Origin of the sequence: Pseudomonas sp. p106, assembly GCF_003936645.1 — a bacterium.
GTDB classification, from domain to species: Bacteria; Pseudomonadota; Gammaproteobacteria; order Pseudomonadales; family Pseudomonadaceae; genus Aquipseudomonas; species Aquipseudomonas putida_E.
Window position 1 is genome coordinate 1 of sequence record NZ_RHQR01000010.1, and the last position, 12,237, is coordinate 12,237.

Annotated in this window: 12 protein-coding genes and 1 pseudogene; 5 read left to right on the top strand and 8 right to left on the bottom strand. The window is 62.0% G+C overall.

The features are described from left to right. From EGJ09_RS26635 to EGJ09_RS14020, 3 genes and pseudogenes are all read left to right on the top strand, one after another. Window positions 1-215, top strand: a pseudogene (locus EGJ09_RS26635) (hypothetical protein); the annotation flags it as partial. Window positions 216-422: 207 nt separating this feature from the next. Next, a complete protein-coding gene (locus EGJ09_RS14015; RefSeq protein ID WP_012313088.1) occupies window positions 423-1,319 on the top strand; it encodes a formate/nitrite transporter family protein in 897 nt (298 codons plus the stop codon). Between the two features lie 223 nt (window positions 1,320-1,542). Next, window positions 1,543-2,628 (top strand): diguanylate cyclase, encoded by a 1,086-nt coding sequence (locus EGJ09_RS14020; RefSeq protein ID WP_125924205.1) that lies wholly within the window; start codon window positions 1,543-1,545, stop codon window positions 2,626-2,628. A 14-nt stretch (window positions 2,629-2,642) separates the two neighbouring features. On the opposite strand, the gene EGJ09_RS14025 is transcribed toward EGJ09_RS14020, so the two are convergent. Next, window positions 2,643-2,966, bottom strand: coding sequence for a DUF2025 family protein (locus tag EGJ09_RS14025; protein ID WP_046787717.1), 324 nt, complete (start codon window positions 2,964-2,966; stop codon window positions 2,643-2,645). 184 nt (window positions 2,967-3,150) lie between these two features. On the opposite strand from EGJ09_RS14025, the gene EGJ09_RS14030 reads away from it, so the two are divergent. Beyond that, window positions 3,151-4,368: a GAF domain-containing sensor histidine kinase gene (locus EGJ09_RS14030; RefSeq protein WP_125924206.1), complete on the top strand. Its 1,218-nt coding sequence runs from the start codon at window positions 3,151-3,153 to the stop codon at window positions 4,366-4,368. Between the two features lie 13 nt (window positions 4,369-4,381). Here the strand turns inward: EGJ09_RS14030 and EGJ09_RS14035 are convergent, their stop codons facing one another. The 7 genes from EGJ09_RS14035 to EGJ09_RS14055 form a co-directional block, all read right to left on the bottom strand. Next, window positions 4,382-5,248, bottom strand: a complete 867-nt coding sequence (locus EGJ09_RS14035) for an HlyD family secretion protein (protein ID WP_046787719.1) — start codon at window positions 5,246-5,248, stop codon at window positions 4,382-4,384. Window positions 5,249-5,259: 11 nt separating this feature from the next. Then, on the bottom strand, window positions 5,260-5,466 hold the full coding sequence (locus EGJ09_RS14040; RefSeq protein ID WP_119688376.1) for a DUF1656 domain-containing protein: 207 nt from the start codon (window positions 5,464-5,466) through the stop codon (window positions 5,260-5,262). Further along, window positions 5,453-7,441, bottom strand: a complete 1,989-nt coding sequence (locus tag EGJ09_RS14045) for an FUSC family protein (protein WP_125924207.1) — start codon at window positions 7,439-7,441, stop codon at window positions 5,453-5,455. The genes EGJ09_RS14040 and EGJ09_RS14045 overlap by 14 nt, the downstream gene beginning before the upstream one ends. Before the next feature lie 180 nt (window positions 7,442-7,621). Next, window positions 7,622-7,738, bottom strand: coding sequence for a cytochrome c oxidase subunit CcoM (gene ccoM / locus EGJ09_RS26920; RefSeq protein ID WP_008097462.1), 117 nt, complete (start codon window positions 7,736-7,738; stop codon window positions 7,622-7,624). Between the two features lie 135 nt (window positions 7,739-7,873). Further along, window positions 7,874-8,035 carry a hypothetical protein gene (locus tag EGJ09_RS26570; RefSeq protein WP_174142042.1) on the bottom strand — a complete coding sequence of 54 codons (162 nt, stop codon included), beginning with the start codon at window positions 8,033-8,035 and terminating at the stop codon, window positions 7,874-7,876. Between the two features lie 78 nt (window positions 8,036-8,113). Further along, window positions 8,114-8,443, bottom strand: a complete 330-nt coding sequence (locus tag EGJ09_RS14050) for a hypothetical protein (RefSeq protein WP_046787722.1) — start codon at window positions 8,441-8,443, stop codon at window positions 8,114-8,116. A 108-nt stretch (window positions 8,444-8,551) separates the two neighbouring features. Further along, window positions 8,552-9,247: a M949_RS01915 family surface polysaccharide biosynthesis protein gene (locus EGJ09_RS14055; RefSeq protein WP_115273740.1), complete on the bottom strand. Its 696-nt coding sequence runs from the start codon at window positions 9,245-9,247 to the stop codon at window positions 8,552-8,554. A gap of 130 nt (window positions 9,248-9,377) precedes the next feature. Here EGJ09_RS14055 and rapA point away from each other — a divergent pair, with 130 nt between their 5' ends. Further along, on the top strand, window positions 9,378-12,224 hold the full coding sequence (gene rapA / locus EGJ09_RS14060; RefSeq protein WP_125924208.1) for an RNA polymerase-associated protein RapA: 2,847 nt from the start codon (window positions 9,378-9,380) through the stop codon (window positions 12,222-12,224). Window positions 12,225-12,237: the final 13 nt, after the last annotated feature.

The following is a 12,237-nucleotide window of genomic DNA, read 5'->3' on the forward strand; positions in this document are numbered from 1 at the left end:
GCTCAGCAATCTCAAATGACTATGTGATTTCTCGCATGGTCACTTGTGATGCTGATAATCTTTCTGACTATCAGTCCATACTCACAAGCACCCACACGAATTGCTTGATTCAATTTGTTAAAGAGCGTTTGGTTAAGAGCCTTTCGTCTCAACCGAGGCGCGCATTCTACGCTTTCCTCATTTGCTGTCAAGCGTTTGTTTTGAAGTTTTTTTGAATCTGCTTTCTTTCAAAAGCCTTGAACTTCAACAACTTACCGCCTGCCTCGTAGCGTTCAACGCTGCGAGGAGGCGAATAATACGCGGTTTGAAATTTGAGTCAACACCTTGATCTAAAAAAACTTCAAGATGCATTTTGCAGCCGCCCGGCAACTAAATGCATGAACCATCGCTCTGTAGATAAACACTCCGTGGAGGGCAATGGCATGAGCGATGCGCAGAGCGAGAAGACCCCTGGCCTGTCGGCTGATGAAGAGAAGGAAGTCAGCCATAACCAACCCCCGAGGGCGGCGGTTCTGCACGAGATCATTCGCTACCAGGGCGACCAGGAACTGGAGCGCACCCTCGCGGCGCTGTGGTGGTCGGCCCTGGCAGCAGGCCTGACCATGGGCCTTTCATTCATGGCCATGGGGCTGTTCTACGCTCGCCTGCCGGAGGGTGAGAGTGCCCAGGTTGTCGCCAGCATTGGCTACAGCGCAGGCTTTCTTGCGGTGATCCTGGCGCGTCAGCAACTGTTTACTGAAAACACCATCACAGCAGTGCTGCCGATCATGACAACGCCGACCTTCGCCAACCTCGGGCGCCTTTTGCGGCTGTGGGGCGTAGTGCTGGTCGGCAACCTGGCAGGCACCTTGCTGGTCGCCTGGGTCATGCTCGAACTACCCATTTTCGACAGCAAGACGGATGTCGCCTTCCTCGAGATCGGCCGCAAGGTGATGGAGAACGATATCAGCCAGATGTTCGCCAAGGGCATTGTATCGGGCTGGATGATAGCGACCATGGTGTGGATGATCCCGTCCATGGAGCACGCCAAGATCTGGATCATCCTGATGATCACCTACCTGATGGCCCTGGGCGACTTCACTCACATCGTCGTAGGCTCGGTCGAGGTGTCCTATCTGGTCTGGGCCGGAGACGAAACCTGGCGCAGCTTCTGGCTTGAGTTTGCCCTGCCGACCCTGGCCGGGAACATCATTGGAGGCAGCTTCATTTTCGCCCTGATCAGCCACGCGCAGGTGCGCAGCGACAGCGGCAAGCCACCTTCGCAGCTATTAAAGGATGAAAAAAAGTCTTCATTCGGCAAGCAGGACAACAAGCAATGACCTTCAGCGCACCGCCGCAGCAGGTTCAGGCCCGCCAATGGAATCCGCCATGAGCATCATGAGTGGCAAGCCCCCAGGCACAAAAAAACACGCAGCCCCCCATAGGGGCCGCATCAACCGTGAAATGGCTTGCAAGGTCATTTTTCGTCAATGGCAGACTGTTCAACACTATTGACGTGAGTTGTGCGATAAACGGCGACTCAGCAGAAGAACGACCACCATCATGGACAACCGCAGCGGCAAGGGACTTTCTTTCGTCAGGCGTATCTACCTGCCGCGCATGATCGGCCTGGGCATTGGCCTGTTCAGCGTCGCTGCAGCGGTCGCGCCACTTTCGCCCCCCACCTGGGCATGGTTGCTGCTGCTCTTCAACGGCTTGCTCTGGCCCCATGTGGCCTACCAGTGGGCACGGCGGTCGATTGCACCGTACCAGGCGGAACAGCGCAACCTGCTGCTGGATTCACTGATGGGTGGTTTCTGGACCGCAGCCATGCATTTCAACCCCCTGCCCTGCGTCACTGTGCTCTCGATGATGACCATGAACAATGTGGCCGCTGGCGGCAAGCGCTTGGTCATGCGAGGGCTAGTGGCGCAACTGGTCGGCATGCTGCTGGCCAGCGCACTGCTGGGCACAGGGCTGCAGCTCAACGCCACACCACTGCAGATCTTTGCCTGCCTGCCAATGCTGACACTCTATCCACTGGCCCTGGGCTGGGTGTGCTACCGCCTGGCGATCAAGCTTGCCGAACACAAGCGCCGCCTTCGCGACCTGAGCCTGACTGACAGCCTGACCGGGCTGCTCAATCACGGCGCCTGGAAGGACCTGCTCCTGCTGCGCTTCCAGGCTTGCCAGAACTTGCAAATGCCATCAGTGATTGCCCTGATCGATATCGACCATTTCAAGACCATCAATGACACGTTCGGCCACGTGATCGGCGATTGCGTGCTGCGACAGATGAGCGACGAGCTCAGACGCAACCTGCGGGCGGGCGACCTGGCAGGGCGTTATGGTGGCGACGAATTCTGCGTGATTCTGCCCGATACCAGTGAGCGTGAGGCCAGGCAGGCCATGGAGCGTCTGCGCGAGCGCATCGTTTGCTACCGTGACCCGCAACTGCCGCATTTGAAAGTCAGCCTTAGTATCGGCATGTCAGCCTTCCGGGCAGACCTCCAATCCCCCGAACACTGGCTGGAACAGGCAGACAAGGCACTCTACTGCGCCAAGCGACGCGGTCGCGACCAGGTCAATTTCGACCATGATGAGGCCACGGCGCTTCAGCCGGCATCCCTGGCAGAATATCCTCGCTGACCGCCGTTGCGCTGTCAGCAGCGCAACGAGCGCTGTGCCAGAATTTCCGGCAGGTCACTGCGCCGCAGATACTGGCGCAATGGTTCGGCAATATTCAGCCGGTCGTCCACACGCTGCTCCAGCAACAGGGCCAGGCGTTGCCGACACAGCGCCATGCGCGCGCCCTGCTCCGGCCGCCAGACGAACTCACTGCACGGGATGATGCTCTCGTCAGCCACGTCCATACCGAACGCGTCTTCGGAAAAACGCACGATATGGACGCCGCGCTTGCCATGAAAGCCGACAAAGCCCTTGAGCTGGTCGGCAGCACTGCAGATGTCCTGGGATGTGATGGCCATGTCGAAACCTCGCAAATGATTGGAAGTGACGCACGCCAGGCGAAAACCGGTCGCCTCTTTTGGGCAACGCGTTGGGCCAGCCTAACGCAAGTGGCAGCGCTCTCGCCAAGTTTTTCGTCATCCCCCAGCAGCTCCGCTAGACTGCATGGTTGACAGCTTTTCGTCGCCGACATTGGGACCGTTCATGCCCGACGCCATCAACGCAGATATCGCCACCATTGGCCGCATCAATGCAGTACCTGCCATCCTTCAGGTCATCTGCGAAACGACCGGCATGCAGTTTGCCGCCGTGGCGCGCGTCACCGACAACAGCTGGACAGCCTGCGCCGTACTCGACACCTTGGGCTTCGGCCTGAACGTGGGCGACGACCTCGATGTGGCCACCACCCTGTGTCACGAGGTCAAGACCACCCACCGGACCATCGTGATCGACAAAGCCAGTGAAGACGAACAATATTGCAGGCATCACACACCTAAGCTTTATCGCTTCGAAAGCTACATTTCAGTCCCGGTCGTGCGTAGCGATGGCCGTTTTTTTGGCACCATCTGTGCGCTTGACCCGGCCCCGGCAGCGCTCAAGGGCAGCGCCATCGTGCCCATGATGGCGTCTTTTGCACGCCTGTTGGCCATCCAGATAGAGAGCGAAGAAAAAGCACAGCACACCGAGCGCGCCCTGCGTGAGGAACGCGCATTGGCAGAAGTGCGCGAACAGTTCATCGCAGTGCTTGGCCATGATCTGCGCAATCCTCTGTTTGCCATCACCGCAGGCGCCGAACTGTTGACTCAGCGCCTGGACGACGACAAGAACCGCGCGATCGCCCGCCACATTCATACTTGCGGGCAGCGGGCCTCACAGCTTGTGCGCGACGTGCTGGACTTTGCCAGAGGCCGGCTGGGCAACGGCATCCCGTTGAACCTGCAGCCCTGTCCAGACCTGAGCGAAGGCCTCTGGCATGTGGCCTCGGAGCTTCAGCATGTGCATCCGCAGCGGCAGATTCTGCTGGAGATCGGTGACATCAGCGGTCTGTGCTGTGATCGCGAACGGGTGACCCAGCTACTCTCCAACCTTATCGCCAACGCGCTGGCCCATGGTGCGCCTGACGGGCCGGTAACGGTCAGGGCGGCCATCGCCGATGGGGAGTTCGTGCTCAGCGTGCACAACTACGGGCACCCCATCGCCGCACAAACGCTGGACCACTTGTTCCAGCCATTCACCAGGCCGCTGTCTGCGGCGCCAAGACAGGGGCTTGGCCTTGGCCTTTACATAGCCAATCAGATTGCCCTGGCCCACGGCGGACGCATGGAGGTCATCTCCGACAAGCAACGAGGCACGCTATTCAGCTTTCACTTGCCGGCCGTTCCCCTGAGGCAAGTGCCGGGGCCGTCGACCATCGGGCTGTAACGCATCGCCCTGATCACTTGGGCGAATCCTCGTGCACCTGCACGCTGGCCGTCATCCCCGCGCTGAGGTTCATGCCTTCGGGAATGTCGTCCAGCCGGATGCGCACAGGTATTCGCTGGGCCAGCCTTACCCAGTTGAAGGTTGGCTCAACCTCCGGCAACAACTGGCTGTCAGGGTTACTGTTACTGTCGGTGATACCCCGGCTGATGCTTTCCACATGCCCCTGCATGGCCTCTCCTGCCCCCATCAGCCAGACCGTCACCGAATCGCCCACGCGTATGCGTGGCAATTTGGTTTCCTCGAAGTAGGCCTGGATAAAAAAGGTCGAGTCATCCACCAGGGCCATTACCGACTGGCCGGCATTCACATAGTTGCCCTGAGCCAGGCGCAAGTTGGTGATGTGCCCACTGCGGGGGGCTCGCACTTCACTGCGCGCAAGGTTGATTTTCGCCACCTGTAACTGAGCTTGCGCCTCATGCAACTCACCGCGGGCAATGGCGGCATTGATTTGCGCGTTTTCGCGCAGCTCGGCACTGATCGCCCCGGGCCCCAATGCCGTGCGCCGCGCAGCTTCGCGCTCGCGCAGGTGCAACTGCTGGGCACGCGTTTCTGCCACGGCGCTGGCCTGATCGAACGCGGCCTGGAAGCGCTCCCGATCTATGCTCATCAACAGGTCGCCAGCCTTGACCCGCTGGTTGTCCTGCACCTTGAGCTCACGCACCCAGCCGGACACGTCGGGCGCGATGACCACTACGTCGGCCCGCACCCGTGCATCACGTGTCCATGGGGTGAGCATGTAGTACTGCCAGAGTTTATAGCCGGCCAGAACGGCGATGGCGACCACGCAGAGGGTCACCAGGGTACGGACGACAGCACGCATCGAATCACTCCTTACAAAGGCCCCAGCAGGCGGACTACCAGGTACAGCACACAAACGAACAGCGCGGCGTCGAACAGCGCTTCATGCCAGATCCAGCGCCCCAACGGCGTGGCGTGCACGACAAGGCGCAACAAACCGGTAAGCACCAGGGCCATCAGCACATAGATCAGAAAAGGGCTGAGCAGCACGCCGCCCAACGCCCACTCACGCAACCCCATGGGCTTCCTCCTGCCAGCGGCACCACTTGCCCCAGCTTTTCTGCAACTGCAATACCGCCCCTTCGGCCAGGCGTAACGGGTCACTCGACGGCAGGCGTTGCAGCGCCGCGATGAATCGCTCGCTGGCGGCATCCAGGCGCTGCCCTCGTCCGGCTGCCGGCCCGCTGGCCAGGACTGTTTCCAGTTGCTGCAGATATTCACGTTCGGCATCACCCAACGGCGCCTGGGCGACTGCCAGGCACATGCGCAAATGCAGCAGTTCGTCGCCGATGTCCAGGCCATGCAGGCCATCGTCCCAACGCTTGCGTTCGGCCTCGGGCAGCTCGCCGGCGTGCCGTGCCAATTGCATCAGACGGTCGGCCATGCGCCCGCCAAACCAGCTGTCGGCACCACGCAGGTCGCGCCGGGCCAGGCGCACCAGGTCGCTTTGGGTCGCCGCGCGCAGGCGCCGGCCAAGCCAGGCCGGGTGGCGGAACACCAGCAGGCGAAACGCCATGACCGCCGCACCTACACCCACCAGCATGGCCAGCGCACTGTTGAGCATGCTCGCCACACCGAACTGCATGGCATTGAGCGGCGACACCAGTACGATGAAGTGCAGGCAATAAGAAGTCGCCGTGGCCCCGGTGCGCGGGTGAGCCATACCCAGAGCCCCAAAGAACAGAGGTACGCCCATGCCCAGGCAAAGCATTGCAAAACTGCTCCACTGCGGCAGGATGATTTGCCCCACCAGCAATGCCGTCGGGATCGCCAGCAGGATGCCACGCAAGAAGCTGAGCCCGATCTGCGCACCATTTTCACGGCTGGCGAACAGGCTGCAGACCACACACGTCAACACCAGGCCACCGGGCGCAGAGGGCCAGGCGGTGGCAAGCCAGAAACCACTCATCACCAGAAATGCCAGCGCACTGCGTGAACCGAACAGCAACGCCAGCGACCAGTCGCGGTGGGCTGCCAGCCCCTGCGCCACATCCTTCGGCGCCCTGCCCACTTCGACATCATCGAGTGCCTGGGTGGCAGCCATGGCGTAGTCCAGTAGCAGGGTCATGCGGGCCAGGCAAAAATGCTCGGCAGAGCTGATCTGCTCGTCATGCGCGGCGTCCCAGATGCGCTGACGCAACAACAACAGGCTCGGCTGATCGGGCTTGGCCAACAGGGCGCGCACTTCTTCCAGCCATGGGCCAAGACGCAGGGTTTGCTGTTCATCCAGTTGCCGCCACTGGCGACGCACCGAGCGTGAGATCCGCAGCAGCACCATCAGTTTCTGGCTCAGGCCACGAATGGCCCTTGCCCGCTGGCGCCCACGCGGGCCTTCGAACCAGGCATGTTCGCGCTGGGTATCGATGGCAACGATACGCCCCAGGATCTCCAGCAGGCCTTCGCGCGCTTGGTCTTCACCGCCAAGCATGGCACTGGCCGTCTGGAAACCGCTGTGCCAGGCCTGGCGCGCCTGCCCGGCAAGTTGCTGCTCCACGCGCATCGGCCAAAGCAACGCGCTGGTGGCCGTTGCACAGAAGATCCCCAGGCAGATCTCGGTACAGCGCGCCACCGCCTGATCGAACACTTGCAGGGGCTTGTCGATCGCGGGCAAGGCAATGATCGCTGCGGTGTAGCCGGCCAGCACAAAGGCATAAGCCCAGGCGCTTCGCAGTTGGGTCGAAGCCGCGGTACACAGGGCCAGCCACAACGCCAGCGTGATGAGAAAAAGCCATGGCGTCTGCGCGAACAGGCCGATGAACAGCACTGACATGAAGGTGCCGACCAAGGTCCCGGCCAAGCGAGCAAGGCCCTTCTGTATCACCATGCCCGACAGAGGTTGGGCCACGATGAACGCGGTCATCAGCGCCCAGGCCGGCTGCTCCAGCCCCCAGCGCATGGCCAGCCACAGGGCAAGGCCGCCGCCAAGCAGGGTTTTGATGGCGAATTTGATGGCGAGGCTGCTGGGTGCGAACAGGGCCTGGAAGGTGATGGGCACGAAACGGACCTTGCGGGGGATGATCTGGTAAACGATAGACAATGAAGGGAAGGATAATGCTGAAACAAATAATTAGCTAGCTAATCATCTTTAGGCGCTGTCATATCAACCGATCAAGGCAAAAAAAAATGGGCGACCGAAGTCGCCCTAAATGCCTTGCGTGCCCGTGAACCTGGAAGGTCAGCGCGGCTTGCGCTTGTTCGAGTCCTTCCAGATGAAAATGCCAAGACCGGCAAAGAACGCGAACATCAACCCGACCGTTACCACACCAGCGATAACCACATTGTCGAAGAACATGTTGGCCTCCCGATTCGTTTGCCGTTGTCCGATGGATGCAAGGTAACGAATACGGGGGACGGGGAAATTGATCGAGGTCAATGGTGCCCGGAGCCGGGCACGCGAGGCGGGTGCAGGGTTGACCTGCGTCAAGTTTCAGCGCTTCTTGGGCTTGTTCTTGGGCTTCTTTTTCTTCGCCTTGCCCAGCGGCATGGCTTGCTCGAACGCCTGACGCACTTCGTTCAGGCGCTTTTCCTTGAGGTCGTGCACGCGCTTGGCACGTTCGGCATCGAAGTCGATGAGGTTGTCTTGGCTCATGGGCGGGCTCGAGGATCAACAGAGACTTGCATGATGCCGCCAGGCGTTGGCCATGACCAGCCCTGCGGCACAGGGCGCCTAGACTTCGATATCGACCAGCAGGCCCTGGCGCGGCTGTTCGCCCATGAGCGGGGCCACCGGTACGGTGTTGTCGCCGTTGACTTCTTCACCCGGCAAGGCACTGTAGCGCTCGTCGCCACCCTGTTTATTACGCCGCTGCTGCCGGCGCTGCTCCTCACGCAGCAGCAAGACCTGCTCCTGCGGGTCGCGTTGCTGCTTGAGGTCAATGGCGCTCTCCCCTGAGGCAGGCTGCGTGGGGACCACGGGCTTGATGTCCGGGGTCGGCTTGACCGGGTCCTGTTGCGAGGTCACTGGGGCGGCACTGAGCGGAATGATCGGCGGCAGCATGAGAATTCTCCTGTGCCCAGTGTATCGGCCGGTTGTCAGCCGCCTTGAGGGCCGGCGAATAGGGTAATGCGGCCGAAACCGGCCACGTCATGCCAGTATAGACAGCAGCTATGGAGCTTCGTCGTCAGGGTCGTCATCACTTGGCGGGCTGGCCTCGCTCCAGGGGCGCTTGAAGACCTGCTGCCAGACGGCGTTCATGTGCTCGCGCAGCACTGGCGCCGCGTTCTTCAGCGAGGCACTGTCCTCGCGCTCACCGCCGATCGGCTCTTCGCCTGCAGGGGTGATCAGCGACTGCCCAGTGATGGTGTAACTGGCCTGGCCCTCACGCATCTCGATGGCAATGTCATGCGGGTCGATGCCGCCGCCACAGAACGAATGGCTGGCCACCGTCACCTCGGCGATGCCGTCCTTGTTCAGGTCACCCACATCGCTGACATCGTTGTAGAAGTCGACATCGAGGTCCAGGCCAGGGCAGGTGGTTTCCTGCTCGATCTGCCAGCGCGGCTTGAACCCGTCGCCCTCGGTGGCTCGCCCGTACAGCGTGGCCTTGAGCTCTACCTTGTCCACTTCCTGCTCGGACTCGGCATCGACCGCCTGGCCATCGCTGCGGCTGAGCACCAGCAGGCCTTCACCGTCACGGTCACGGAAATGCACGCTCTTGATCGGCGTCTGCACACCCAGCACCTCGAGCTGCTCCACCGGGATCGCCGGCAGGCTCTCGAAGTTTTTCTGCTCGCAAGCGGCCAGCAGCGCGAGGCTGCCCACGGCCAGAGAGGCGTTCAACCAGCGGTGCTTGAGCGGCATGGCGTGCGTAGCCCTCATCGGCAAGACGGTGTTCTGCGATGAAACAGCTAGACTCTTGGACTTCAACTCTATGGTCCGTCGGGCCTATCCGTTAACATAGCCGGCTTTTCATCGCGGGAGTTCAGGCAGTATGGCGCAGCAGTATCAACCGGGGCAACGCTGGATCAGTGACAGCGAAGCGGAGCTCGGCCTGGGGACCATCCTGGCCCAGGATGGCCGCTTGCTGACCGTGCTCTACCCGGCCACTGGCGACACCCGCCAGTATTCCCTGCGCAATGCGCCGCTGACCCGCGTGCGCTTCTCGCCAGGTGACCAGATCACCCACTTCGAAGGCTGGAAGCTGACGGTACGCGAAGTCGAGGACATCGACGGGCTGATGGTCTACCACGGCCTCGACGGCCAGAACCAGCCGCGCACCCTGCCGGAAACCCAGCTGTCGAACTTCATCCAGTTCCGCCTGGCCAGCGACCGTCTGTTCGCCGGTCAGATCGACCCGCTGTCCTGGTTCAGCCTGCGCTACAACACGCTGCAGCACACCAGCAAGCAGGTCCAGTCGTCGCTGTGGGGCCTGGGAGGCTGCCGCGCGCAGCCGATCGCCCACCAGTTGCACATCGCCCGCGAAGTGGCGGACCGCAGCGCACCTCGCGTACTGCTGGCCGACGAAGTGGGCCTGGGCAAAACCATCGAAGCCGGCCTGGTGATCCACCGCCAGTTGCTGACCGGGCGTGCCAACCGCGTGCTGATCCTGGTACCGGAAAACCTCCAGCACCAATGGCTGGTGGAAATGCGTCGGCGCTTCAACCTGCAGGTGGCACTGTTCGACGCCGAACGTTTCATTGAAAGCGACGCCAGCAACCCGTTCGAGGACGCCCAGTTGGCACTGGTCGCCCTGGAGTGGCTGGTCGAGGACGAAAAGGCCCAGGACGCGCTGTTCGCCGCAGGCTGGGACCTGATGGTGGTCGATGAAGCCCACCACCTGGTATGGCACGAAGACAAGGCCAGTACCGAATACAGCCTGGTCGAGCAACTGGCCCAGGTCATCCCGGGCGTACTATTGCTCACCGCCACCCCCGAGCAGCTTGGTCAGGACAGTCACTTCGCCCGCCTGCGCCTGCTCGACCCCAATCGCTTCCATGACCTGGCAGCCTTCCGTGCCGAAAGCGAGCACTATCGCCCGGTGGCTGAAGCCGTACAGGAACTGCTCGACGAAGGCCGCCTGTCACCCAAGGCCCACGCCACCATCCAGGGTTTCCTGGGTGCCGAGGGCGAAGCCCTGCTGGCTGCAGTCAGCGATGGCGACAGCCAGGCCAGCGCCCGCCTGATCCGCGAGCTGCTCGACCGCCATGGCACTGGCCGCGTCCTGTTCCGCAACACCCGTGCGGCCATCCAGGGTTTCCCGGAGCGCGAACTGCACCCTTACCCGCTGCCAATGCCGGAACAGTACCGCGACCTGCCAGCCGGCGAGCACGCCGAACTGTACCCGGAAGTCGCGTTCCAGGCACAAGGTGAAGTCAGCGACGAAGAGCGCTGGTGGCGTTTCGACCCTCGCGTCGACTGGCTGATCGACACCCTGAAGATGCTCAAGCGCACCAAGGTTCTGGTGATCTGCGCCCACGCCGAAACCGCCATGGACCTGGAAGACGCGCTGCGCGTGCGCTCCGGCATTCCGGCCTCGGTGTTCCATGAAGGCATGAGCATCCTTGAGCGCGACCGCGCCGCAGCCTATTTCGCCGACGAAGAGTTCGGCGCCCAGGTGCTGATCTGCTCCGAGATCGGCAGCGAAGGGCGCAACTTCCAGTTCGCCCACCACCTGGTGATGTTCGACCTGCCGGCCCACCCGGACCTGCTCGAGCAGCGCATCGGCCGCCTTGACCGGATCGGTCAGAAGCACGTCATTCAGTTGCACATCCCCTACCTGCAGGAAGGCCCGCAAGAGCGCCTGTTCCAGTGGTACCACGAAGCACTCAACGCCTTCCTCAACACCTGCCCGACCGGCAACGCCCTGCAGCACCAGTTCGGCCCGCGCCTGCTGCCGATGCTCGAAGGCGGGGACAGCAAGGCCTGGGATGCCCTGGTAGCCGAAGCCAAAGGTGAGCGTGAACGCCTGGAAGCAGAACTGCACAGCGGCCGCGACCGCCTGCTGGAGCTCAACTCCGGCGGTGCCGGCGAAGGCCAGGCGCTGGTCGAGGACATCCTTGAGCAGGACGACCAGTTCGCTCTGCCGATCTACATGGAAACCCTGTTCGACGCCTTTGGCATCGACAGCGAAGACCACTCGGAAAACGCCCTCATCCTCAAGCCGAGCGAGAAGATGCTCGACGCCAGCTTCCCGCTGGGCGATGACGAAGGCGTCACCATCACCTACGACCGTGGCCAGGCGCTGTCGCGCGAAGACATGCAGTTCCTCACCTGGGAACACCCGATGGTGCAGGGCGGCATGGACCTGGTACTGTCCGGTTCGATGGGCAACACCGCCGTCGCGCTGATCAAGAATAAGGCGCTCAAGCCTGGCACCGTGCTGCTTGAACTGCTGTTCGTCAGCGAGGTGGTGGCGCCGCGCAGCCTGCAACTGGGCCGCTACCTGCCGCCTGCGGCGCTGCGCTGCCTGCTCGATGCCAACGGCAACGACCTGGCCTCGCGCGTGGCCTTCGAAACGCTCAACGAGCAGCTCGAAAGCGTGCCTCGGGCCAGCGCCAACAAGTTCGTACAGGCCCAGCGTGACGTGCTGGCCAAGCGCATCAGTGGCGGTGAAGCCAAGATCATGCCGACCCACGTCGAGCGTGTGGCAGAGGCGCAACGCCGCTTGGCCGCCGAAGCCGACGAAGAACTGGCGCGCCTGACCGCTCTGAAAGCCGTCAACCCAAGCGTACGCGACAGCGAAATCGACGCCCTGCGCAAGCAGCGCGAAGATGGCCTGGCAATGCTCGAAAAGGCCGCACTGCGCCTGGAGGCGATCCGCGTGCTGGTGGCTGGCTAAGACTGGATTGCAG

What these genes read in the sequence shown, in the direction of transcription:
- EGJ09_RS14035 (WP_046787719.1), bottom strand. Translation starts at nt 5,248, where the DNA reads ATGCGTGCTGTCGTCCGTACCCTGGTGACCCTCTGCGTGGTCGCCATC.
- EGJ09_RS14025 (WP_046787717.1), bottom strand. Translation starts at nt 2,966, where the DNA reads ATGGCCATCACATCCCAGGACATCTGCAGTGCTGCCGACCAGCTCAAG.
- EGJ09_RS14015 (WP_012313088.1), top strand. Translation starts at nt 423, where the DNA reads ATGAGCGATGCGCAGAGCGAGAAGACCCCTGGCCTGTCGGCTGATGAA.
- rapA (WP_125924208.1), top strand. Translation starts at nt 9,378, where the DNA reads ATGGCGCAGCAGTATCAACCGGGGCAACGCTGGATCAGTGACAGCGAA.
- ccoM (WP_008097462.1), bottom strand. Translation starts at nt 7,738, where the DNA reads ATGTTCTTCGACAATGTGGTTATCGCTGGTGTGGTAACGGTCGGGTTG.
- EGJ09_RS14050 (WP_046787722.1), bottom strand. Translation starts at nt 8,443, where the DNA reads ATGCTGCCGCCGATCATTCCGCTCAGTGCCGCCCCAGTGACCTCGCAA.
- EGJ09_RS14040 (WP_119688376.1), bottom strand. Translation starts at nt 5,466, where the DNA reads ATGGGGTTGCGTGAGTGGGCGTTGGGCGGCGTGCTGCTCAGCCCTTTT.
- EGJ09_RS14030 (WP_125924206.1), top strand. Translation starts at nt 3,151, where the DNA reads ATGCCCGACGCCATCAACGCAGATATCGCCACCATTGGCCGCATCAAT.
- EGJ09_RS26570 (WP_174142042.1), bottom strand. Translation starts at nt 8,035, where the DNA reads ATGAGCCAAGACAACCTCATCGACTTCGATGCCGAACGTGCCAAGCGC.
- EGJ09_RS14020 (WP_125924205.1), top strand. Translation starts at nt 1,543, where the DNA reads ATGGACAACCGCAGCGGCAAGGGACTTTCTTTCGTCAGGCGTATCTAC.
- EGJ09_RS14055 (WP_115273740.1), bottom strand. Translation starts at nt 9,247, where the DNA reads ATGCCGCTCAAGCACCGCTGGTTGAACGCCTCTCTGGCCGTGGGCAGC.